This window comes from Siphonobacter sp. BAB-5405 (genome assembly GCF_002872335.1).
Taxonomy (GTDB): domain Bacteria; phylum Bacteroidota; class Bacteroidia; order Cytophagales; family Spirosomataceae; genus Siphonobacter.
On sequence record NZ_NJAG01000010.1, the window covers coordinates 1 to 20,111 of the forward strand.

The following is a 20,111-nucleotide window of genomic DNA, read 5'->3' on the forward strand; positions in this document are numbered from 1 at the left end:
ATGTTTTTTCATTGAATTGAATGTTAAATATTCCTTCCACAGCATTAGAATCCAATTTGTAAACCAACCGTAAGCGTCTTGGCTTGTGGTGCTGAATAGAAATCCTGTCCTGCTGCAATGTTTCCTGAAACAGCATCGGTACTAACTTCAGGATCCCAGCCCGTGTACTTGGTAAAGGTCAGTAGGTTTTGGGCCAGGAAGTACACGCGGAGTCGATCTACCTTTAAACGGTTCAGTACAGGTTTAGGAATCGTATAACCGAAAGAGATATTACGTAAACGAACGTAAGAGGCATCCGACAAATAGCGACTGGAGACCGCGGTACCATTCGATCCACCCAACCGGGGTTCCGGCGTTGAGGCATTGGGGTTTTCGGGAGTCCAGTAATCCAGTTCAGAAGCCAGGTGATTGTCGAAATAGTCACCAGAAGCTCTTTCAAACTTACCACCGGCCATATACACTTTATTACCAAACTGCCCATTAAACAGGATGCTCAGGTCGAAACCAGCGTAGGAGAAAGTGTTGGTGATCCCTCCAAACCATGTGGGTAGGGGGCTTCCCATGAACACCCGCTGAGCCTCGTCAGGATCATTGGTTGTCGTACGGTCGCCTTCCGTATCATTTCGGTAGTACAGGGCATCTCCATTCGTTTTGTCTACACCCGCGTATTCAATCATGTAGAAAGCACCCAGGGGCTGACCAGGATACGCTCGGTTAACCTGATCAAAACCACCTGTGATGGGGACAGGCTCGCCCGAAGGAGTCTTATCAATTTCGACTACCCGGTTTTTGTTGTTTGAAACGTTTAGGCTGGTGCTCCATTTAAAGGCTCCGATCAGGTTTTGGCTATTCAAAGTAAATTCGAAGCCTTTGTTCTGCATCTTTCCGATGTTTCTCAGCTGAGTCGTAAATCCTGCCGTTCCGGGAACGTTCACGGAAAGTAACAAGTCATTCGTATTTTTAACGTAGTAATCAATCTCTCCATTGATCCGGTTATTCAGGATTCCGTAATCAAGGCCAATATCCGTTTGGGTAGTCGTTTCCCATTTCAAATCCTGGTTCCGCAACTGACTCGGCGACTGACCAGCTACACCCGCGTAACCCGAAGAAGACCAGAGGCCCAAGGCAGGGAAGTTGGTGATTTCAGCATTACCGGTTAAACCGTAGCTAGCTCTCAGCTTCAGGAAGCTTAACACTTTTGCCTCCTGCAAAAACTTCTCTTCACTAAGAATCCATCCGCCAGAAACAGCAGGGAAGAAACCGTATTTGGAATCGTTACCAAACCGGCTTGATCCGTCTACCCGACCGCTTAAGCCTACTAAGTATTTGTCAGCAAATTTATAGTTGGCACGCAGGAAATAGGAAAGAAACGCAAACCGGCTACGCGTCGAAGAACCTCCGGTGATGTCGGCAGCCGAAGCAATAAACCGGTATGCATCCGAGGGGAACTGCTGTCCTTCCACAAAGTTCTCGTCAATCCGGGTTTCCTGATACGACATACCAAGCGTAGCCGTGATGGAATGAACGTCGCCAATTGCTTTGTTGAAGCTAAAGTAGTTATTGGTGTTATAGTTCATGACCTGCGAGTAACGACTTTCACCCAAACCATTGGCGGCACCCGATACGTTACGAACCGTTTGCGTACCGTAATAGGTGTTTTCGTTCTGGTTTAACAGATCAACCCCTAATTCAGAGCGGAAACTAAGCCATTTGGTGAAATCTACCTGACCGTATACATTGCTGATATTACGGAAAACTAACGTCTTGTAATCCGAATATTTAGCAGAAACGAAGGGGTTATAGTAAATAGGGAAGTTAGCCGAAACTCCGGGAGGTGTACCTGAAGTCAATCCAGTTCGGGGATCAATCAAGGGAGTAATGGGCGGAATCGCTACGGCCTGCATGGGTGTGGAGAACGCGTTATCGTTAGAAACGCGGTTCTGCAGGGTACGGGCCAAGCTCATATTCATTCCGATCGAAAGCCAGTTGTTGGCCTTATGATCCAGATTAACCCGACCGGTATAACGTTCCAGGGAGTTTTTAATAAGAATCCCTTTCTGATCCAGGTATTGACCCGAGATGTAGAATTTCGTCTTTTCATTACCCCCGGAAATGTTCAAATCCGTTTGACTGAAGGGAGCATCCTGAAAAGCAGCTTTTTGCCAATCATAGGTAGTTGAATCAGGACGCGTCCCGGCAACTGAACGATTGATAATGTTAGTGAGCGAGGTAGTCGAGTTTGTGTTCGCCGCAGCTACTCTAAAATAAGACAACCATTCTTGGGCGGTCATGTAATCACGAAGGTTAGTCGGCTTACTGGAGCCGTATTGGAAACCTACGTTAACGTTCGTCTTACCTGCTTTTCCGCGTTTGGTCGTAATCAGTACCACGCCATTCGCGGCACGAGCTCCGTAAATGGCTCCAGCCGAAGCATCCTTGAGAATTTCCAGGGACTCAATATCCTGCGGGTTCAAATCGGCAATGGGGTTGGTAGGAGCCGTATTATTCGAAAGGTTTTGCGTGTTAATGGGCACCCCATCAACTACGTACAAAGGCTGGCTCGAGGCAGAAATCGATGAAGTACCCCGAACACGTACCGAAATACCCTGTCCTAACTTACCATTACCCTGGGTGATTTGTACACCGGCTGCATTTCCCTGCAGGGCCGCTTCAAAAGAGGGGTTCGGGATATTTTCAAGTTTTTTAGAATCAACCTTGGCAATATTTCCCGTCACGTCTCGCTTGATCTGCGAGCCGAAACCCGTTACTACGACTTCGGTAAGTTCGCGGCTATTGGAGCCCAGCTGTACATCAATCTGGGTCTGGTTACCCACGGCAATTTCCTGGGTAATCATGCCGATAAAACTGAAAACCAAAGTAGAATTATCCGGGACGGAAAGCCGGTACGTACCCGTGGCGTCGGTGTTAACGCCGCGGCTGGTTCCTTTGGCCTGAACGCTTACGCCAACTAAAGGGGTTCCGTCTTCTGAGGAGGTGACTTTTCCCGTCACGACTCTGTCCTGGGCAATTGTACTATAGCCGCTCAACAGTGCTCCGACCAGGAAACATAGATGTAACAGTCTTCTCATTATGGTTAAGAATTAGAATTGAAAATTCTTACAAAAGTATAAACAAATTCAAAAAAAGCCTGAGTTTGTATACAGATATAAATTTTAGAATAATGAAGGATAACTTCTTTACAGTACTACTAAAATCTTCTATTTATAATTAAAAATTAAATATTTTATTTGGATAATGCAATGATTTTCAAAAATGATAATTATTGTAATAGTTATATTTTGGAGGGTGGATACGGGAGGTAGATAAATATACTTAAGCAGCAAACTTTTCTTGTACGATTCTAAGATGTAAGTTTCGCAAATCCTAACGCCTTTCCTGAAAAATTAATTCAGTGACTAACTTACCTCTCTGAATGAAAAATTACGCTTCTGCCTGGGACGAAATCCAGAAGGAAGCCTAATGAAAATGCTGACTTCTGGCGGAAGGTTCGTACTTTTGAACCGGACTCGTGGCGGAGCAGAATTTTCGCTATCTTTCTTATTTCTATGCTTTCCATCAATAACTTAAGTTTCTACTTCGGCAGTCGGGCATTATACGACGAGGCCTCTCTTCATATTAAACCCAAAGATCGCATCGGACTGATCGGGGCCAATGGTACGGGTAAATCCACGCTCTTGCGGCTCGTCGTAGGTGAGTATACGCCCGACGGGGGGACCATTTCCAAATCCGGCGATTGTTCCATTGGCTTTCTCAACCAGGATTTGTTAAGCTACGAATCGAGTGAGTCAATTCTGAACGTAGCTATGCAGGCCTTCGAGCGGGAAATGGTGCTCCAGAAAAAGATCGACGAAGTGCTCCACGAAATGGAGACGAATTACCGGGATGAGCTCGTCGATAAGCTGGCTAAGTATCAGGAAGAGTTCGAAGCTCTGGATGGGTATACGATTCAGGCCAAAGCTGAAGAAATCCTCGAAGGTCTGGGCTTCAAAACCGAAGAGTTACAGGTGCCGCTCCAACGCTTCTCCGGGGGCTGGCGGATGCGGGTAATGCTGGCAAAACTGCTTTTGCAAAAACCCAGCTTACTGCTGTTGGATGAACCCACCAACCACTTGGACTTACCCAGTATCGAATGGGTGGAAAATTACGTGCGTAACTACGAGGGAGCGGTCATGATTGTCTCGCACGACCGCTATTTCCTCGACAATTGCGTCAATATCATTGTAGAGGTATCGGGAGGGAAGCTCAATTATTACCCCGGTAACTATTCGTTTTATATCGAAGAAAAAACACTGCGAAACGAAATCCAGCGGGGAGCGTACGAAAACCAGCAGGCCAAAATTCGCCAGACCGAACGCTTCATCGAACGCTTTAAAGCCAAAGCCAGTAAAGCTCGTCAGGTACAAAGCCGCGTGAAATCGCTGGAAAAACTGGATTTCGTGGATGAGGTTATCGACGATACCGCTCGGGTAAACTTCAAATTTACGCTGGCTACTCAGCCCGGGAAAAATATCTTCCAGCTCGAAGATGTTTCGAAGGCGTACGGTGAAAAACGTATTCTTACTCATACGGACGCGTACCTGGGGCGGGGTGATAAAGTCGCTCTGATCGGGGCCAACGGTAAAGGAAAATCGACGCTGCTGCGGATCATCGCCGGTACGGAATCCATTGAAGGAAAACGGCAGATCGGTCATAACGTGGCTTTCGCTTTCTACGCTCAGCACCAGCTGGAAGCGTTGAACATCGAGAATACGCTCATCGACGAATTACGGGAAATGGGTACGGACAAAACGGAAGCTCAGTTACGGGGCATTCTGGGTTGTTTTCTGTTTTCCAGCGACGACGTATTCAAGAAAATTAAAGTATTGTCAGGGGGTGAAAAATCGCGGGTAGCCTTAGCGAAAATGCTACTTTCGGAAGCTAACTTCCTGCTTCTGGATGAGCCGACCAACCACCTGGACATGATCTCAGTGAATATTCTGATCCAAGCCCTGCAACAGTACGAAGGAACCTACGTGATTGTCTCGCACGACCGGTATTTCGTGTCGGAAGTAGCCAATAAAATCTGGTACATCGAAGACGAGCAGATCAAGGAATACCCTGGTACCTACGATGAGTATGTACTCTGGCAGCAGGAACGCGAGGCCATCCGCAAAGAGTCGGGTGCCGCCCGTACCGAAAAGCCAGTCGAAGTAAAGGTGGCGAAACCGCAACCGACGGTATCGGATACGGAGCGGAAACAGTCCCAGCAAAAACTCAAAAAGTTACAGCAGCAAGTGGAAGAGCTGGAAAGTCAGGTTAGTAAGCTTGAAAAGCAGAAAGCGGATACCGAAGCTCAGTTGGCTGATCCGGATATTTATCAAAATACGGTTAAGTTCAATGAGGTTCAGAAAGCATACGACCGGGTGAAACAGCAGCTATCGCAAGCTAACGACGCCTGGGAGTCGGCGATGATGGAAGTAGAATCCCTGGAAAAGCTGGCATAATCCTGCATATTCATAAGAAATGCTGAGGATTCGGGTTTTAGCGGAGATACTTTGATCCACTAAAATGCGAGTCCTCAGCGTTTTTTATATCCTTATGAAGCGAAAATCCTTTATGAAAGTGCTAACCTCATTTGTACTGGCAATCGGCCTTATTTTTCTGGTAAACCAATTGATTGCCCAGGCCCTGGAAAATAGTCGGCGGGAAGGACCGCTCCGCTACGAAGATTTTATCTACGATGCCTCCGTCAAAACGCCCTTGCTCTTTGCTACGGGTGCTGTAGTTAGCAACGACGTGCTGCAACCACCCGTACTGGACCTGAATCAGGGAGGAACCATGCGGCTGGAATTTGACTGGCTGGGCAAGGATCAACCACAGTTTCGGGCCAAGATTTTGCATTGCAATGCCAACTGGCAGCCTTCGGCCCTGAACGACGTCGAGTTTTTACCCGATTTCAATGAATTTCCAATCTACGACGTCAGAGTAGCCCAGGGTACCAAAGTAGGTTACGCTCATTTCTGGCTGGATTTGCCCCGGGTAAAAGTGAGTGGGAATTACGTATTGGTAGTATACAAGGGTCGGCGGGAAAGTGATGTTGTATTCACGCGGCGATTCATGGCGTTCGATCAGAAGGTAAGTGTTGGGGGACGCGTCAGTTTTTCGCAGGATATTCCGCGTCGCAATACGCATCAGCAGGTTGATTTTGCCCTGAAGTATGGGAATTATCCCATTCTGAATCCCAAGCAGGACGTGTATATTGTGATTCGTCAGAACTACCGCTGGGATCGTACCGTGGTGGGATTGAAGCCGTATATGGTTCAGGAGTTTGACCGCACACTGGAGTACCGGTTCTTCAATAATGAAAACCTGTTTCCGGGAAGCAATGAGTTTCGGGTGTTTGACATTCGGAGCCGGCAGGTGAAGGGCATCAACGTAGCCCGACTGGATTTCAATCCCAATTTCAATGCGGCGTTTCTCTTTCCGGACGATGGACAGGCCGGAAAGTCGTATTTGCAGCAAAATGATCTCGACGGACTATTTGCCGTTTCCACACGGGATGACTTTGGCGATCCGGATTATTTCCCCGTCACGTTTACCCTGCGTTCAGCCGAGCGGGAAGATGGGAAGATACCGTACGTGGTGGGAGGATTTAATTTTTTCGAACTTTCGAAAGACAATCAGATGCACTACGAACCTTCGGCACAGGCATATCAGGCTACGATTTTGTTGAAACAAGGCGTTTACAACTACATGTACGCCGTGCCTGATGGAAATAAAGCGAATGAAGTACCCATTGAAGGGACGCATTCCATGACGCAGAACACGTACGAAATCTTCGTTTACCACCGCTCACCCGGCAGTCGGGCCGATCAGCTGATTGGCTATCAGGTGATTCATAATTAAAAGAAAACTTGTTACTTATAAAAAGAGGGAGCTTCACGAAGCTCCCTCTTTTAGTAAATACTGAATCGGTGAAAAGCTACACGTTGAAACGGAAGTGCATAATGTCACCATCCTGTACTACATATTCTTTTCCTTCGACCGCCATTTTACCAGCATCTTTGATAGCCGCTTCTGACTTATAATGATCGTAATCGGCCAGTTTGATTACTTCTGCCCGGATGAAACCGCGTTCAAAATCCGAGTGAATGACTCCGGCTGCCTGCGGAGCTTTCCAGCCCCGCTGGATCGTCCAGGCCCGTACTTCCTTCACACCCGCCGTAAAGTAGGTGATCAGATTTAGCAGCCCGTAAGATGCCTGAATAAGCTGGCTCAGACCAGACTCTTTTAATCCATATTCTTCCAGAAACATCTGACGTTCGTCGAGATCTTCGATTTCGGCAATCTGAGCTTCGATAGCCGCACAGATGACGATCACCTGGGCGTTCTCTTCGGCCACGGCCGTTTTCAGTTGCTCAACCCACTCGTTCGTACCCTGACTCAGGCTGGCTTCATCCACGTTAGCTACGTAGATGACGGGCTTGATCGTCAGCAGGTGCAGATCGGCTACGGCTGATTTCTCTTCTTCCGATACCTCAACCGTACGGGCTGATTTACCCTGCTCCAGCGTTTTCTTAAAGCGGTAAAGAATTTCAACTTCGGCCTTTGCCTTCGCGTCACCGCTGGCACGGGCAGCTTTCTCAATACGTTGCAGTTTCCGGTCTACGGCCTCCAGATCTTTCAACTGCAATTCGTAATCGATGATTTCCTTGTCCGATACCGGATTAACGCGTCCTTCGACGTGAACAATATTATCATCATCGAAGCAGCGAATCACGTGAATGATGGCGTCTACCTCGCGGATGTTAGCCAGGAATTTATTACCCAGACCGGCTCCCTGACTGGCTCCTTTCACTAAACCAGCAATATCTACGAATTCAATGATTGTAGGAATTACTTTCTGCGGGTTAACCAGTTGTTCGAGCGTACGGAGGCGTTCGTCGGGTACTTCCACTACGCCTACGTTGGGTTCGATGGTACAGAACGGATAGTTGGCCGCCTCGGCCTTGGCACTCGATATCGCACTAAATAACGTAGACTTTCCGACGTTCGGCAAGCCCACGATTCCACATTGCAAACCCATGGGTAAGGAATATATTGATTTATAAACTCAGTGATGATACACGCGTAGGAAGGCCGCTACACCACTATTCCCGGCGTTGCTGAACCTTCTCTTCCGCAAAGGTACGACTATATAAACGAAAAAAGCCTTCGCCAAAGCAAAGGCTTTCTTAAGTTCTTCACAATCAGATAAAACTGTTAGGGGTATCAGTTAATCATAGCAAACAGATTGTGGTTAATCCCATTTCAGGTCGCTGCGGTACTCGTCGTCTTCTTCACGAGCAGCAAACTGCGTGAAATCGAATTCCGGCATCAACTCCGTCTTGACGTGATCTACGGCGTTTTTGAGAGCGTCTACAAACTTGTCAAAATCTTCCTTGTACAGGAACATTTTGTGTTTTTCGTACGCAAATCCATCTCCCTGGGGGTAACGACGACTTTCAGTAATGGTGATGTAGTAATCGTTGGCACGGGTGGATTTCACGTCGAAGAAGTAAGTCCGCTTCCCAGCCTTTACACGTTTCGAGTAGAGTTCTTCTCGTTCTTTTTCAGCCACAATTTTGGAAGTTTATGGTTTGAGTCGCTGGTAAAAATAGAAAGAAAGCGTTTGGTCGCAAAAAAATCGTAGAAAATAAGGTAGGTATTTATACAAACCGTATAATCTATGGTTAGAGTCTGGCAGCAGGAAAGGGCAGCTTTTTTAGTCAGAAGGTTAAAAAGAATGATCAAAAACCTTTTGAACAGGTTTCAGTTTATTCTTCTACCCAGTATTAAATCGGCAGAAGATTTAGTACTTTTTTGTACCGCCCAATATAATAAAAAATAAGTGGATGTCAATTTTCAACCTGTGGAATTTATATAACTTTCTGAACAATCTTTTGCCTAAAACGTGGAAAATAGTACCAGTCTCAGAAATTTGTCGTACGTTTGTAGCTGAACTCTACTCAGTTCAAGGCAATTCGCCCGAAGTGCTCCCGCCGCTGCTGAAGCATAACGTTAGTTCTTTGAACCACAAAACGAACTGCCTATGAATATATGGACACGTAGAGCGGTAACAGCAATGTTACTGAACTTAAGTATATTGCCCTGTATTGCTCAGGCTCATTATTCGGTGTATTACAAGAAATACCCTCCAGTCAAAAAACCACTGGGGAAAGAATATCGGGGTCGGGCTACTTACTACGGTAAACAGTACTTTGGTAGAATCACCGCCAGCGGCGAACGTTTAAAAAATGGTACGTGTGCACACAAAACCTTACCATTTGGTTCAATGGTGGAAGTGACTAATCTCAAAAATGGCCGTAAAACCATCGTCAGAGTAATTGATCGTGGGCCATTCGGAAAGAATCGCGATATAGATCTTTCCTTTGATGCCGCAAAAAAATTGGGTATGACTCAAGCCGGCGTCGCACAAGTAAACCTTAGGGTAGTGGGTACAAACGGTATCGTTTTACTCCGACCCAACAAATATCTTCTCGAAGATAACGCCACGATTACCGCCAGGGCGGACATGGCAGCACTAGAGTAGATTTTAGGGAGGTACAACAAAGAGTGTACCATTACATGTTTCAGCGGCAGCTTTTCTTAACCGCAAGCTTCGTTCAGTGGATAGAGATAACTGGTTCAGTCTCTAAAAGCTTTCCGGAGGTTGCGGTTCTTTTTTTGCCCATACTTAAAAGTTTTTAGCTGCTCTCCCTAAACATTACCCGCTTTTTCCGTTATTCATTTAAGGTTATAAGAATAGTTACTGGCCAAGGTTGAAAATCACTTGGGAAATGAAAGCTATCCCTTGTAAGTAACAATAGCTTGCCGGATCTGATTACGAATCTCCTAAACCTTAATCACTCGTACCGCATGGCCCTGGATCTTACCAAAGCCCGAGAATACGGAAATATTGAATTTTTGGCCCGACAAATGGTGGAAGGCTTCATCACGGGTTTGCATAAATCGCCTTTTCACGGCTTCTCGGTTGAATTTGCTGAACATCGCCTGTACAATACCGGTGAAAGTACCCGGCACGTAGATTGGAAAGTATACGGCAAAACCGACCGTCTATATACCAAACAATACGAAGAAGAGACGAACCTTCGCTGTCATCTGTTACTCGATACGTCTTCTTCCATGTATTATCCCGAAAAAACGAACGGGAAAATTACCTTTAGTATTCTGGCGGCGGCGGCACTGGCGTACCTGCTCCAAAAACAGCGGGATGCCGTTTCCTTAACCACTTTTTCGGAAGGCGTAGAAGTGCAATTGCCAACTCGGTCGACGGCCTCACACATCCACAAGATTTTTCTGCAATTACAACAACTACTCCAGCAGCCCAAACCCAACCGCAAATCTTCCGTGGCGGAAGTGATTCACCAGATTGCCGAGCAGGTTCACCGCCGCTCGCTGGTCGTTATTTTCAGTGATATGTTCGACGACATTGAAAATTCGGATAAGCTCTTTTCGGCTCTGCAGCATTTGAAGCACAATCGGCACGAGGTATTGCTCTTTCACGTCAGCGATCGCCAGACGGAAGAAGAATTTGCCTTTGAAGAACGGCCGTACGAATTCATTGACCTCGAAACGGGCGAGCGGGTTCGGGTGCAGCCGGGGCAGGTACGGGACTATTACCGAAATGCCATCCAGAAATTTTATTACGATCTGCGGATGAAATGCAATCAGTACAAGATTGATTTTATTGAAGCAGACATTTCTAAAGGTTTTGATCCGATTTTATCAGCGTATTTGGTGAAACGCTCCAAAATGCGTTAGCCAGGGACAAGGGGCTGTTCTGTCGTCTTTATACCTGATCCGTTCTTTTTCTTTCTAAACCATGATTCGAAAGTTAATCCCGCTTTTAGCACTCACGGCCTTTTCGGCCTTCGCTCAAAAACCATCCACGCCCCAAAAGCCCGGAATGGTTTCGTACACCTATCGTCACAGTTTCCAGCGAGACGTAGCCGCTACGCTGGATACCATCAAAGCACTGGGCATTACGGATATGGAGTTTTCCAATCTGTTTGGCCGTACGGCTCAGGATATTCGAAAATTGCTGGACGAACGGGGCATGCAGTGCTCCTCGTTTGGGGTAGGGTACCCCGACTTTCTTAACAAAACGGCGGAAGTGGCCCAGAACGCCAAGACCCTGGGAGCCAAATACGTACGCGTCGCCTGGATTCCGCACGAAGGACCGTTTACGCTGGCCATGGCGGAAGAAACCGTAGCCAATTTTAACCGGGTAGGCAAAATCCTGAAAGAAGAACACGGCCTGACCTTCTGTTACCATAATCACGGATTTGAGTTTGAGCCGTACGAAAAGGGTACCTTGTTTGATTACATCGTTCAGAAAACGGATCCTAATTACGTAAGCTTCGAAATGGATATTCTCTGGACGTATTTTCCCGGGCAGGACCCCGTACAATTGTTAGAGAAGTACCCCAAGCGTTTCAAGCTCATGCACCTGAAAGATTTACGCAAAGGGGTGCAGGGTAATTTATCCGGCGGTACACCCGTCGAAAACGACGTAGCACTCGGGACGGGGCAATTACCCTTACCGGCCATTATGAAAGCGGCGAAAAAAACCAGCATTCAACATTATTATATAGAAGACGAAAGTCCGAACATTAAAACCCAGGTGCCCCAGACAATCGCGTATCTGAAAACGCTGAAATAAAAAAAGAGCAACTGTTACGACAGTTGCTCTTTTCATTTAGGATTTTTTCTTGGCCTGCTGATTCAGCATAAACTCAAAGTAATTTTCGAGTTCCTCGGCGGGAATCTTCCGGGCAATAATTTTTTTGTCTTTGTCCAGTACGTAAATGGTTGGCGTCGCCTGGGCATCAAAGGTTTTCAGGTAATCCGTATAGTGAACGGTCTGGGCTGTCTTGGCATCCTTATGGATATCGATGACGTTCGTGAACTCCTGAATCTTGTACTCCTGGATGAATTTTCGCCATTCCTTCGGGTCACGCCGTAAATCTGTCGCATAAATCTTCACGCCCCGGTTTTTATACTTCTGATAAAAAGCCTTCATTTTTGGCATGGAATCCCGGCAGTGTCCGCAATCATCTGAATAAATGAATACGATTGTGTAGTTGGCCTTCAGGTCGTGTAAATTCAGGGGACGGCCCAGGGTATCGGTCTGGTACATGTTCGGAATAGTTTTTCCGACCAGTAAGGGCTTCAGAATGGCAATCCGGTTTTTAAAGTTGGTTACCGTACTGGAATCCCAAAGGGCAGGTTCGCCCACGTAGTACTTCTCGCCCATGTGTACAAAAAAGCCATCTACGCCCAGCACTTTCGATTGCTCGTAACGACTCGTCATCCAGTAAGCCAGGTACCGACGCATTTCCGTTCCTTTGGCCCGGCTCATGATTTTATCGGCCTCCTTGCTTAACGAGTCGGGGGACTGATACACCAGATTCTCAAAGAAGTTCTCTAGTTTTTGCTGGAGAAAGGGTGTCCGCAGGAGCCGTTCGTCACTCAGATCAATGCCATCGAAGTAGTGATTTTTGTAATAGCGGTACGCAAAGGTAGAATCCGGGCGGCCGTTGGGGAGGAGCGGGGCCGCGGGGATTTCCGGTTCGGCAGCTGCTTTGAACAACTGGGCCGTAAACGATCCCGCGTGTTCCCGAATGAATTTCTTGCGATACTCCGTCAGTTCTTTTTGAATCGCTTTCATTTTGGCCGCTGCGGTCGGGTCCGACTGGGCTGTTTGCCGCAATTGCTGTAAGGGTTCAATCCGGCTTTGCATCTGATGGTTGAAGGCATAGAAAAGTTCATTTTCCATGGACCCTACTACTTTCATTTGCTTGGGCGGATTGCCCGCCGCAACACTTTCCTTATCCGTAATCAGCTCAAAGTCCTGATCGGCATCGACAATTAAATCAAACAGTTTCCACTGCGAGATGGAAATGACGTACAGCCCTTCCGGTAGTTTTTGGGAACCGGTGAAAATGACATTGCCCTGAGCATCGGCCTTTGCCGTATCCTGTACGAAAAACTGACCACTGCCGAGGCCCGTATAGTAGGCCAGATAGCAGGTGCTATCACGTAAACCCTGAATACGGGCCGTAATTTTATAGCCGCTTTGAGCCGACAGGGTATACGCTAAAAAACTAAGTAAAAAGGTAAAGCAATAACGAAGCATAGAAGAATACAGATTGTCATTCAAAGGTAAGGTTTCACGCCTAAAGTTGCCGACCTTTGGCCGCCATCTTACAAACGTTTAAGTACAGCTATCTATGTTTTTTTTACTTTCTAAAATTTTATTTTATCTATTGATGCCCATCACCTTTCTGGTGTATGGATTAGTGATAGCTGCTTTTTCAAAGTCACCCCGCCGGAAACAATGGGCTATCTGGACAACGCTGGCCTGGCTGTTTGTAAGTAGTACTGATGTTACAACGAACGAATTGGCCCTAGCCTGGGAATATGCTCCTGTAACCTTGAAAGCGGATGAAAGCTATGATATCGCCGTTATATTGACCGGCGGAATAACGGGTAATAAAGATGGAAAAGTATTTTTTGGTAACTCTGCTGACCGGATTCTGCAGCCTTTACTTTTATACAAAGAAGGAAAAGTAAAGAAAATTCTCATCTCGGGAGGATCAGGTATATTGTCCGCTCAGGCTGATTCTACTTCAGAAGGCAAAGCAGCGGCTCAGTTACTACATATTTCAGGAGTGCCCCAGTCGAATATTATGTTGGAAGGAACGTCCCGCAATACAAGAGAGAATGCTACGCATACGGCTCGAATGCTTGGTAATAATAAACCGAAAATACTGCTGGTGACTTCAGCGTTTCATATGCGTCGGGCGGTCGGCTGTTTTCAGAAAGAAAATATACAGGTAACCCCTTATCCAACGGACTTCTTTGCCTCCGAGCGGCAAACCGCCTGGGATTACTTTCTGGTACCTAAAGAATACAACCTGTTGTGTACCTACCGCATGATGCACGAGATGGTAGGTTACGTCGTATACTGGGTGATGGGGTACCTTTCCTAGGGTAAAAATGATAGAGTAAAGAGTCGAAAACAAAGATTCTCCGCTCTATACTCTATCATCCTTACCCTAAGAAAGAATATGCACCATGCGTAACAGATCGTCGGAGATGGGCTTATCCTTGGTAATACATTCAATAAAGGGTGTATACACCAGACGATTGTTTACGATACCCGTCATGACGTTTTTCTGACCACGGAGCAAACCTTCAATGGCACCCAGGCCCAGACGGCTAGCTAAAATGCGATCGTACGCAGAAGGAACACCGCCCCGCTGAATGTGCCCAAGGGTCGTGACCCGAATGTCCACTTCAACGTCAATACTTTTCTTGATTTTTTCGGCAATTTCGGTAGCCCGGCCTTCTTTTTCTCCTTCTGCAACGACTACGATGGAAGAAGACTTCTTCTTCACAAAGCCCTGCTTCAAAGTTTTAATGACGGATGAAACGGGTTCAGAAAGATCTTCCGGTACCACCACAAACTCAGCTCCACCGCCAATACCCGACTGAATGGCGATGTAACCCGAATCGCGGCCCATCACTTCGATGAAAAATACGCGGTCGTGCGAATCAGCCGTATCCCGAATTTTGTCAATCGCGTCGAGTGAAGTATTTACGGCCGTATCGTACCCAATGGTATAATCCGTTCCGTACAGATCATTATCAATCGTACCCGGAGCACCTACCGTTGGAATTTTAAACTCATTGAAGAAAATCTCAGCTCCGGTGAAAGTACCATTTCCACCGATGGCTACCAGCCCTTCGATCCCTAAGGCTTTCAGGTTCTCGTAAGCCTGCTGGCGGCCTTCAGCCGTAGTAAAGCGACGCGAACGGGCGGACTTCAGAATAGTGCCTCCCCGTTGAATTATATTAGAGACATCGCGGGATGTCATCGGATAAATATCACCTTCGATCATGCCGCTGTACCCCCGCCGAATACCAAATACTTCAACTTTGTGGTACATGGCACCCCGTACGACCGCCCGAATGCAGGCGTTCATGCCTGGAGCATCTCCCCCGGAGGTAAACACTGCAATACGCTTCATATTTGTGGTCAAACCCTGTTAGATTATTTTGGTTACAAATGGGATTACGGAACTTTTGAGCAGGCCCTCGTAAACTCGATGCAAATTTACAGCTTCTTTGGATCGATTGGCTTTATGAACTTCAAAAATCAAAGAGTTCATGGTAATTTAATAAGATTCAATCTTATTTTCCATGTTTTTACGTACATAGGGGCACACTTTATCAGTTATTTTTCGAAAATTTGGCGTATCCTTCCATCTTAAATAAATCCAATAAACATTTATCATTATCGTACTAAAGGAGAAGGGTGAAGACCCTTGGGGAAACCCGTATGAAGAGAGTAATCACAATTGTTTCCATACTTTTAGGTGGAACTGCGTCTGACGTTTCAGCTCAGTTTTTGTTAGGGCAGACGGGCAGCAACTACGCAGGCATTCACGGGGTATACGCCAACCCGGCCTCGGCCGTGGATACCCGTTACAAAGTACATATTCACTTAGCCGGTTACGAAAACTATCTCTATAACAACTACCTGGTCTGGGAGGCTCCGTATTCGCCGATTGCCATGCTGACGAATACGGTTTCTTCCAAATACCGGGGGCCCAGCAAAGGAATCATCTTCCGCGATCAGGAGTACCTAAGAGAAAAGCTCAACGGTCGCGATAAGCACCTGCGGGCTGGGGGTGAAGTGCGAGGACCGGGTGTACTAATTACGTTAAACGAGAAAAATGCTCTTTCGTTTAATACGCGTATTCGGGCTGGAGCGGCTCTAACGCATACATCTCAATCGGTTGCTCAGTTAATCAAAAACGGAACAACGATAGGAAGATCCATTGAACCTGAGGACTTTGGTACGCATCTGTACGCGAATACCAACGGTATGGTCGAGCTTTCGGGAAGCTACGCCCGCGTGATGTACGACGAAGACGAAGATTTTGTGAAAGTGGGTGTCACCGTGAAACGCGTCATTGGTTTGCACCAGGGCCATATTCTGGGTCGGAATATTGACTATGAATATGTTCAGGACCCAACGTATGCTACCGAAGCCGCCGTTCGTCTTAAGTCCGTAGATGCTCAGTACGGAATCACGAATGAAGGGGCTTTCCAAAGCGTCAGCTTTTCACCGGTCTGGCTGTTGGGAAACGCTCCGGCGGGTAGCGGCTGGGGAGCTGATCTGGGAATGGTTTATGAATATCGTCCGGACGTTCGGAAGTACTCGTACCGGGATCGATACGGGGTACATCGTGACGCAAGCAAGAATAAGTACTTGTATCGGATCAGTGTATCCTTACTGGACATAGGACGAATTCTATACAAGAATCCCAATTACGTGGAAGCGTATAAACTACAGCGGCGGGATGCCATTCTGGCGGAAGATAACTTCACGGGGATGCAGGGAATTGATGGCTTTATGTTGGGTTTGAATCAAACCCTCAATCCTTCCGAAAACGAACGGATTGCGGCTTACCGTACCGCTCTGCCCACCCGTTTGCAGGCAAGCATTGATTACAATGTCAAGGAAAAGGTATACGTCAATGCCATGCTCATGCAGGGATTTGTCTCCAATAAACGGGCTGCTTTCACCATGCCCTCGGTTCTGGCTGTAACGCCCCGGTACGAAGGAAAATGGGTAGAAGTGGCCATGCCGGTCGCCTTGACCGATAATTACAGCCGACTGGCTCTGGGCCTGGGGGCCCGCCTGGGTATTGTTTACTTCGGTTCGGACAATCTGCTTTCCACCCTCAATATCGGTAATCCTAAAGGGGTGGAATTTTATTTCGGTGCCCAGATTCCTATTTACCAGAAAGCTCCGGAATCGAATCTGAAATGTTATCCGCAACGGGAAAAGCGAGGCTTATTTGGATTTTTGAAGAAGAAATAAGTACTGAAACGAAAAACCCCGGACTAAGCAGTTCGGGGTTTTTCGTTTAACTCTTGATCATTCCGATGCCAATCAGCAGCAAGCCCGATCCCAGCAACAGAAAAAAACCAGGAGCCAGCCAGGTAGCCAGCGGAGCATCAACGCGGGACTGGCCGGGTTTGTCGAGGGCGTAGCGGATGGGCAGTGACCGTCCCTGTAAATTGGTGCGGGTGATGCGTAAAGCATAACTCTGACCCGCTACTTCATAAACGATCCGGCCGTCTTCCACCTGGCCAAACGTGCGGCCCGTGGTTTTCATCCAGCTCCGACGTTTCTGTAAGACGGTCCAGCCAATGAGAAAGGCAATGGCTCCAATAACCGTAACGATAACTCCAAAAACTACCATTCAATCAATGGATTAAAGAATATATTGACTCAGATCGCGATTCTGTACCAGTCCTGCCAGACGCTGTTCGACGAGTTCTTTCGTGACTACCACCTGAGCATTCGGTCCGATCTGATCGGGAATGTCAAACAGAACGTCGTTCAGCAATTGACTGACTACCGTTTGCAAACGACGGGCTCCAATATTTTCAACTTCCGTATTCAACTGGAACGCCACTTCGGCCAACGCATCCAGGGCTTCTTCGTTAAAAGACAAACCTACCGATTCGGCCTGTAACATGGCTTCGTACTGGCGGGTCAGGGCGTTCCGGGGTTCTTTCAGAATCCGCACGAAATCGCTCTTGGTCAGCGGCTGTAACTCGACCCGAATCGGGAAACGGCCCTGTAACTCCGGAATCAGATCGCTGGGTTTAGAGACGTGGAAAGCCCCCGCGGCAATGAACAAAATGTGATCCGTATGAATAACCCCGTATTTGGTATTCACCGTCGAACCTTCCACAATGGGCAGTAAGTCCCGCTGAACGCCTTCCCGCGATACGTCCGGACCCGAACCGCCACTTTTGGCGGCGACTTTATCAATTTCATCGATGAAGATAATGCCCAGGTTTTCGGCTTTCCGAATGGCCTCTTCCTTCACTTCATCCATATCAATCAGCTTGGCTGCCTCTTCGTCGAGCAAAATCCGCTTTGCTTCGCCAATGGTTACCTTCCGCTTTTTGCGTTGTTTAGGCATCATTCCCGAAAGCATTTCCTGGATGTTCATCATGGAACTTTCGTCAATGGGACCACCCATCACGCCAATGTTGGGCGAGGTACTTTGCTGAACGTCGATTTCAATTTTGCGGCTGTCCAATTCACCCGTACGGATTTTTTCGCGGAAACGCTCCCGCGTTCGTTCGTTGAGTTCCGCATCGGAGGCATTTTCGGGCGAAACGCTAACGGAGGACGAATGAAAACCCGTGGGTTGTTTAACCGGCGGAATCAGGGCATCAAGGATTACTTCTTCTACGGACTGAGCCGCCCGTTCTTTCACGGACTCTTTTTTAGCCGCCCGTACCATGTGGATGGCCTGTTCCACCAGATCGCGTACCATGCTTTCCACATCGCGGCCCACGTAGCCCACTTCCGTAAATTTGGAAGCTTCCACTTTGGTAAAGGGAGCATCGGCAAGCTGGGCAAGCCGGCGGGCAATTTCGGTTTTTCCGCAACCCGTAGGCCCAATCATCAGAATATTGTTGGGCATGATTTCCCGCTGCATTTCTGCGGCAGCGTTCATCCGCCGCCAGCGATTCCGCAGGGCAATGGCCACATTTTTCTTCGCTTCGTGCTGACCAATGATGTATTTATCTAATTCCGCCACGATCTGACGGGGGGTAAGAGCTTCGAGACTTTTGGCTTCTCCGGGAGTCATAGATGAATTTCTGTAAAACGGTACATTCCTGGCCAGTCAAATGGGATACACAGGAAAAATCAACAAAAGTGTCAGTAAACCAACGAAACAGGTGTAGCTGACAAGATGACAACGTCACATAACGAATCGGCAACCAGTAACCTATACAAAGATGGTACCACAAGCCTGATTCTAATAAACCGTGCGGGCTGACAGGCCGAAGAAGGTGTAATTTTGGCGGTATCTTGTCAGGCCATCGGACGGGATACCGTCTGACCATACGTCATTTTTCTAAACCTGTTTTTCATATGGCTGTCCGTTACGATACCGTTCGTAGTCTGGCCCTGGAATACCCGCACGTAACCGAAGGACTTGCCTATGGAACACCTTCGCTTCATCTAGGCCGCAAATTACTCGGTCGTTTGCAGGAAGACGGCCAGACACTGGCCATAAAGCTGAATCCCGAGGAACGGGAAACGTATCTGGAACAGGCTCCTGATACATTTTTTCTGACGGATCATTACCGAAATCATCCCGTCATCCTGGTAGATTTGACGCTGGTGCGATTGGAAGATGTGGAGCTGCTGCTAGAGAAAGCCTGGCGGTTTCTGGCTTCAGCCCGGCAAGTGAAAGCGTACGGACAGAGAGTAGGGAAGCAATAAATTGACCCTCAGGGGTTAAACGTAAAATTTTTAACATCTGTTGTAGCTGATCTTACCGCATGCCAGCGTTTATTAAACGTATACGTTCAGCAAGCTGGATGTAATGGAGCATACCAAAATCAGATTTCATACCCCTTTATCGCTCTGCTTATGAGAAAGTATACTTGGATGGCTTTACTTGGGTTAGCTCTAGGCGGTTTTTCTTGTCAACGGGCAGCCTTAGATCCCACTTACAAGCCGGTGCTTTTTGTTATGAAAGAAGGCGATCAATGTCTGATGCTTACGGAAGGGCAAGCCTGGCCCGGCACCCCGTTATTTGACCCGAAGCAAAAGGTGCAGTACTTGCTGGATAATCAGCCCACGGAGAATACGCAACTTTTAAAAGAGTTGTTAGCCCAACAGCAAATCAGTAAAATCATGGTTGGAGAGTCCCCGCGAAAAAAAGAAAAAATGATAGCGTTTACTACCAGGCCCTAAGCTCGAATCAACAAAGAAATGCAGGCTATGTGGAAGGTCTTTCCCGTCACGAGAAAAGACAAAATCAGTACACGGTCGTTGCTGATGAAACGACGAGTCTTTGGTTGGACAAAATATCTTCCTTCACGGCGGCGTTAGGGCTAAAGCAAGTCCTCGCGTCCCCCTGTATTAATTTTTACTTAGGATTGAACTTTCTTTTTGGCGAATCCTTTAAAAACTACAAATTTTGTAGGGAGAA

16 protein-coding genes are annotated in these 20,111 nt (G+C 47.3%); 9 read left to right on the forward strand and 7 right to left on the reverse strand.

Annotation, left to right across the window (positions count from 1 at the left end; all coding sequences use genetic code 11):
- Window positions 1-44: 44 nt before the first annotated feature.
- Window positions 45-3,089, reverse strand: a complete 3,045-nt coding sequence (locus tag BWI97_RS09625) for a TonB-dependent receptor (RefSeq protein ID WP_102200866.1) — start codon at window positions 3,087-3,089, stop codon at window positions 45-47.
- A 477-nt stretch (window positions 3,090-3,566) separates the two neighbouring features.
- Between BWI97_RS09625 and abc-f the strand changes: the two genes are divergently transcribed.
- Both abc-f and BWI97_RS09635 read left to right on the forward strand, forming a co-directional pair.
- The gene (abc-f, locus tag BWI97_RS09630; RefSeq protein WP_094808666.1) at window positions 3,567-5,504 is read left to right on the forward strand and encodes a ribosomal protection-like ABC-F family protein; all 1,938 of its coding nucleotides are present in this window, start codon (window positions 3,567-3,569) and stop codon (window positions 5,502-5,504) included.
- A gap of 94 nt (window positions 5,505-5,598) precedes the next feature.
- On the forward strand, window positions 5,599-6,906 hold the full coding sequence (locus tag BWI97_RS09635; RefSeq protein WP_158242728.1) for a DUF5103 domain-containing protein: 1,308 nt from the start codon (window positions 5,599-5,601) through the stop codon (window positions 6,904-6,906).
- A gap of 76 nt (window positions 6,907-6,982) precedes the next feature.
- Here BWI97_RS09635 and ychF read toward each other — a convergent pair whose 3' ends face one another.
- Window positions 6,983-8,086 (reverse strand): redox-regulated ATPase YchF, encoded by a 1,104-nt coding sequence (gene ychF, locus BWI97_RS09640; protein WP_102200867.1) that lies wholly within the window; start codon window positions 8,084-8,086, stop codon window positions 6,983-6,985.
- A gap of 213 nt (window positions 8,087-8,299) precedes the next feature.
- Window positions 8,300-8,620, reverse strand: coding sequence for a DUF3276 family protein (locus tag BWI97_RS09645; RefSeq protein ID WP_094808668.1), 321 nt, complete (start codon window positions 8,618-8,620; stop codon window positions 8,300-8,302).
- 471 nt (window positions 8,621-9,091) lie between these two features.
- Here BWI97_RS09645 and BWI97_RS09655 point away from each other — a divergent pair, with 471 nt between their 5' ends.
- The 3 genes from BWI97_RS09655 to BWI97_RS09665 all read left to right on the forward strand — a co-directional run bounded on the left by BWI97_RS09655 (window position 9,092) and on the right by BWI97_RS09665 (window position 11,725).
- Window positions 9,092-9,592 carry a septal ring lytic transglycosylase RlpA family protein gene (locus BWI97_RS09655; RefSeq protein ID WP_094808669.1) on the forward strand — a complete coding sequence of 167 codons (501 nt, stop codon included), beginning with the start codon at window positions 9,092-9,094 and terminating at the stop codon, window positions 9,590-9,592.
- A gap of 326 nt (window positions 9,593-9,918) precedes the next feature.
- On the forward strand, window positions 9,919-10,824 hold the full coding sequence (locus tag BWI97_RS09660) for a DUF58 domain-containing protein (protein WP_094808682.1): 906 nt from the start codon (window positions 9,919-9,921) through the stop codon (window positions 10,822-10,824).
- 61 nt (window positions 10,825-10,885) lie between these two features.
- Window positions 10,886-11,725 (forward strand): sugar phosphate isomerase/epimerase, encoded by an 840-nt coding sequence (locus BWI97_RS09665; protein WP_102200869.1) that lies wholly within the window; start codon window positions 10,886-10,888, stop codon window positions 11,723-11,725.
- Window positions 11,726-11,761: 36 nt separating this feature from the next.
- Here BWI97_RS09665 and BWI97_RS09670 read toward each other — a convergent pair whose 3' ends face one another.
- Complete coding sequence (locus tag BWI97_RS09670) at window positions 11,762-13,201, reverse strand: redoxin domain-containing protein (RefSeq protein WP_102200870.1); 1,440 nt, start codon at window positions 13,199-13,201, stop codon at window positions 11,762-11,764.
- A 94-nt stretch (window positions 13,202-13,295) separates the two neighbouring features.
- Between BWI97_RS09670 and BWI97_RS09675 the strand changes: the two genes are divergently transcribed.
- Window positions 13,296-14,057: a YdcF family protein gene (locus BWI97_RS09675; protein WP_102200871.1), complete on the forward strand. Its 762-nt coding sequence runs from the start codon at window positions 13,296-13,298 to the stop codon at window positions 14,055-14,057.
- A gap of 66 nt (window positions 14,058-14,123) precedes the next feature.
- On the opposite strand, the gene pfkA is transcribed toward BWI97_RS09675, so the two are convergent.
- Window positions 14,124-15,098: a 6-phosphofructokinase gene (pfkA, locus tag BWI97_RS09680; protein WP_094808673.1), complete on the reverse strand. Its 975-nt coding sequence runs from the start codon at window positions 15,096-15,098 to the stop codon at window positions 14,124-14,126.
- Window positions 15,099-15,409: 311 nt separating this feature from the next.
- On the opposite strand from pfkA, the gene BWI97_RS09685 reads away from it, so the two are divergent.
- Window positions 15,410-16,960 carry a DUF5723 family protein gene (locus tag BWI97_RS09685; protein WP_102200872.1) on the forward strand — a complete coding sequence of 517 codons (1,551 nt, stop codon included), beginning with the start codon at window positions 15,410-15,412 and terminating at the stop codon, window positions 16,958-16,960.
- Window positions 16,961-17,006: 46 nt separating this feature from the next.
- Here the strand turns inward: BWI97_RS09685 and BWI97_RS09690 are convergent, their stop codons facing one another.
- Entirely contained in the window at window positions 17,007-17,345 is a 339-nt protein-coding gene (locus BWI97_RS09690) for a hypothetical protein (RefSeq protein WP_094808675.1), read from the reverse strand.
- Window positions 17,346-17,357: 12 nt separating this feature from the next.
- Window positions 17,358-18,755 (reverse strand): ATP-dependent protease ATPase subunit HslU, encoded by a 1,398-nt coding sequence (gene hslU, locus BWI97_RS09695; protein ID WP_094808676.1) that lies wholly within the window; start codon window positions 18,753-18,755, stop codon window positions 17,358-17,360.
- Between the two features lie 287 nt (window positions 18,756-19,042).
- Between hslU and BWI97_RS09700 the strand changes: the two genes are divergently transcribed.
- Together BWI97_RS09700 and BWI97_RS09705 are read left to right on the forward strand one after the other, a co-directional pair.
- A complete protein-coding gene (locus BWI97_RS09700) occupies window positions 19,043-19,396 on the forward strand; it encodes an MmcQ/YjbR family DNA-binding protein (RefSeq protein ID WP_094808677.1) in 354 nt (117 codons plus the stop codon).
- Between the two features lie 150 nt (window positions 19,397-19,546).
- Window positions 19,547-19,873: a hypothetical protein gene (locus tag BWI97_RS09705; protein WP_094808678.1), complete on the forward strand. Its 327-nt coding sequence runs from the start codon at window positions 19,547-19,549 to the stop codon at window positions 19,871-19,873.
- Window positions 19,874-20,111 lie beyond the last annotated feature (238 nt).

Bases quoted from the DNA above. Each gene is read 5' to 3' on its own strand.
- BWI97_RS09625 (WP_102200866.1), bottom strand. From the start codon at position 3,089: ATGAGAAGACTGTTACATCTATGTTTCCTGGTCGGAGCACTGTTGAGC.
- abc-f (WP_094808666.1), top strand. From the start codon at position 3,567: ATGCTTTCCATCAATAACTTAAGTTTCTACTTCGGCAGTCGGGCATTA.
- BWI97_RS09635 (WP_158242728.1), top strand. From the start codon at position 5,599: ATGAAGCGAAAATCCTTTATGAAAGTGCTAACCTCATTTGTACTGGCA.
- ychF (WP_102200867.1), bottom strand. From the start codon at position 8,086: ATGGGTTTGCAATGTGGAATCGTGGGCTTGCCGAACGTCGGAAAGTCT.
- BWI97_RS09655 (WP_094808669.1), top strand. From the start codon at position 9,092: ATGAATATATGGACACGTAGAGCGGTAACAGCAATGTTACTGAACTTA.
- BWI97_RS09660 (WP_094808682.1), top strand. From the start codon at position 9,919: ATGGCCCTGGATCTTACCAAAGCCCGAGAATACGGAAATATTGAATTT.
- BWI97_RS09665 (WP_102200869.1), top strand. From the start codon at position 10,886: ATGATTCGAAAGTTAATCCCGCTTTTAGCACTCACGGCCTTTTCGGCC.
- BWI97_RS09670 (WP_102200870.1), bottom strand. From the start codon at position 13,201: ATGCTTCGTTATTGCTTTACCTTTTTACTTAGTTTTTTAGCGTATACC.
- BWI97_RS09675 (WP_102200871.1), top strand. From the start codon at position 13,296: ATGTTTTTTTTACTTTCTAAAATTTTATTTTATCTATTGATGCCCATC.
- pfkA (WP_094808673.1), bottom strand. From the start codon at position 15,098: ATGAAGCGTATTGCAGTGTTTACCTCCGGGGGAGATGCTCCAGGCATG.
- BWI97_RS09685 (WP_102200872.1), top strand. From the start codon at position 15,410: ATGAAGAGAGTAATCACAATTGTTTCCATACTTTTAGGTGGAACTGCG.
- BWI97_RS09690 (WP_094808675.1), bottom strand. From the start codon at position 17,345: ATGGTAGTTTTTGGAGTTATCGTTACGGTTATTGGAGCCATTGCCTTT.
- hslU (WP_094808676.1), bottom strand. From the start codon at position 18,755: ATGACTCCCGGAGAAGCCAAAAGTCTCGAAGCTCTTACCCCCCGTCAG.
- BWI97_RS09700 (WP_094808677.1), top strand. From the start codon at position 19,043: ATGGCTGTCCGTTACGATACCGTTCGTAGTCTGGCCCTGGAATACCCG.
- BWI97_RS09705 (WP_094808678.1), top strand. From the start codon at position 19,547: ATGAGAAAGTATACTTGGATGGCTTTACTTGGGTTAGCTCTAGGCGGT.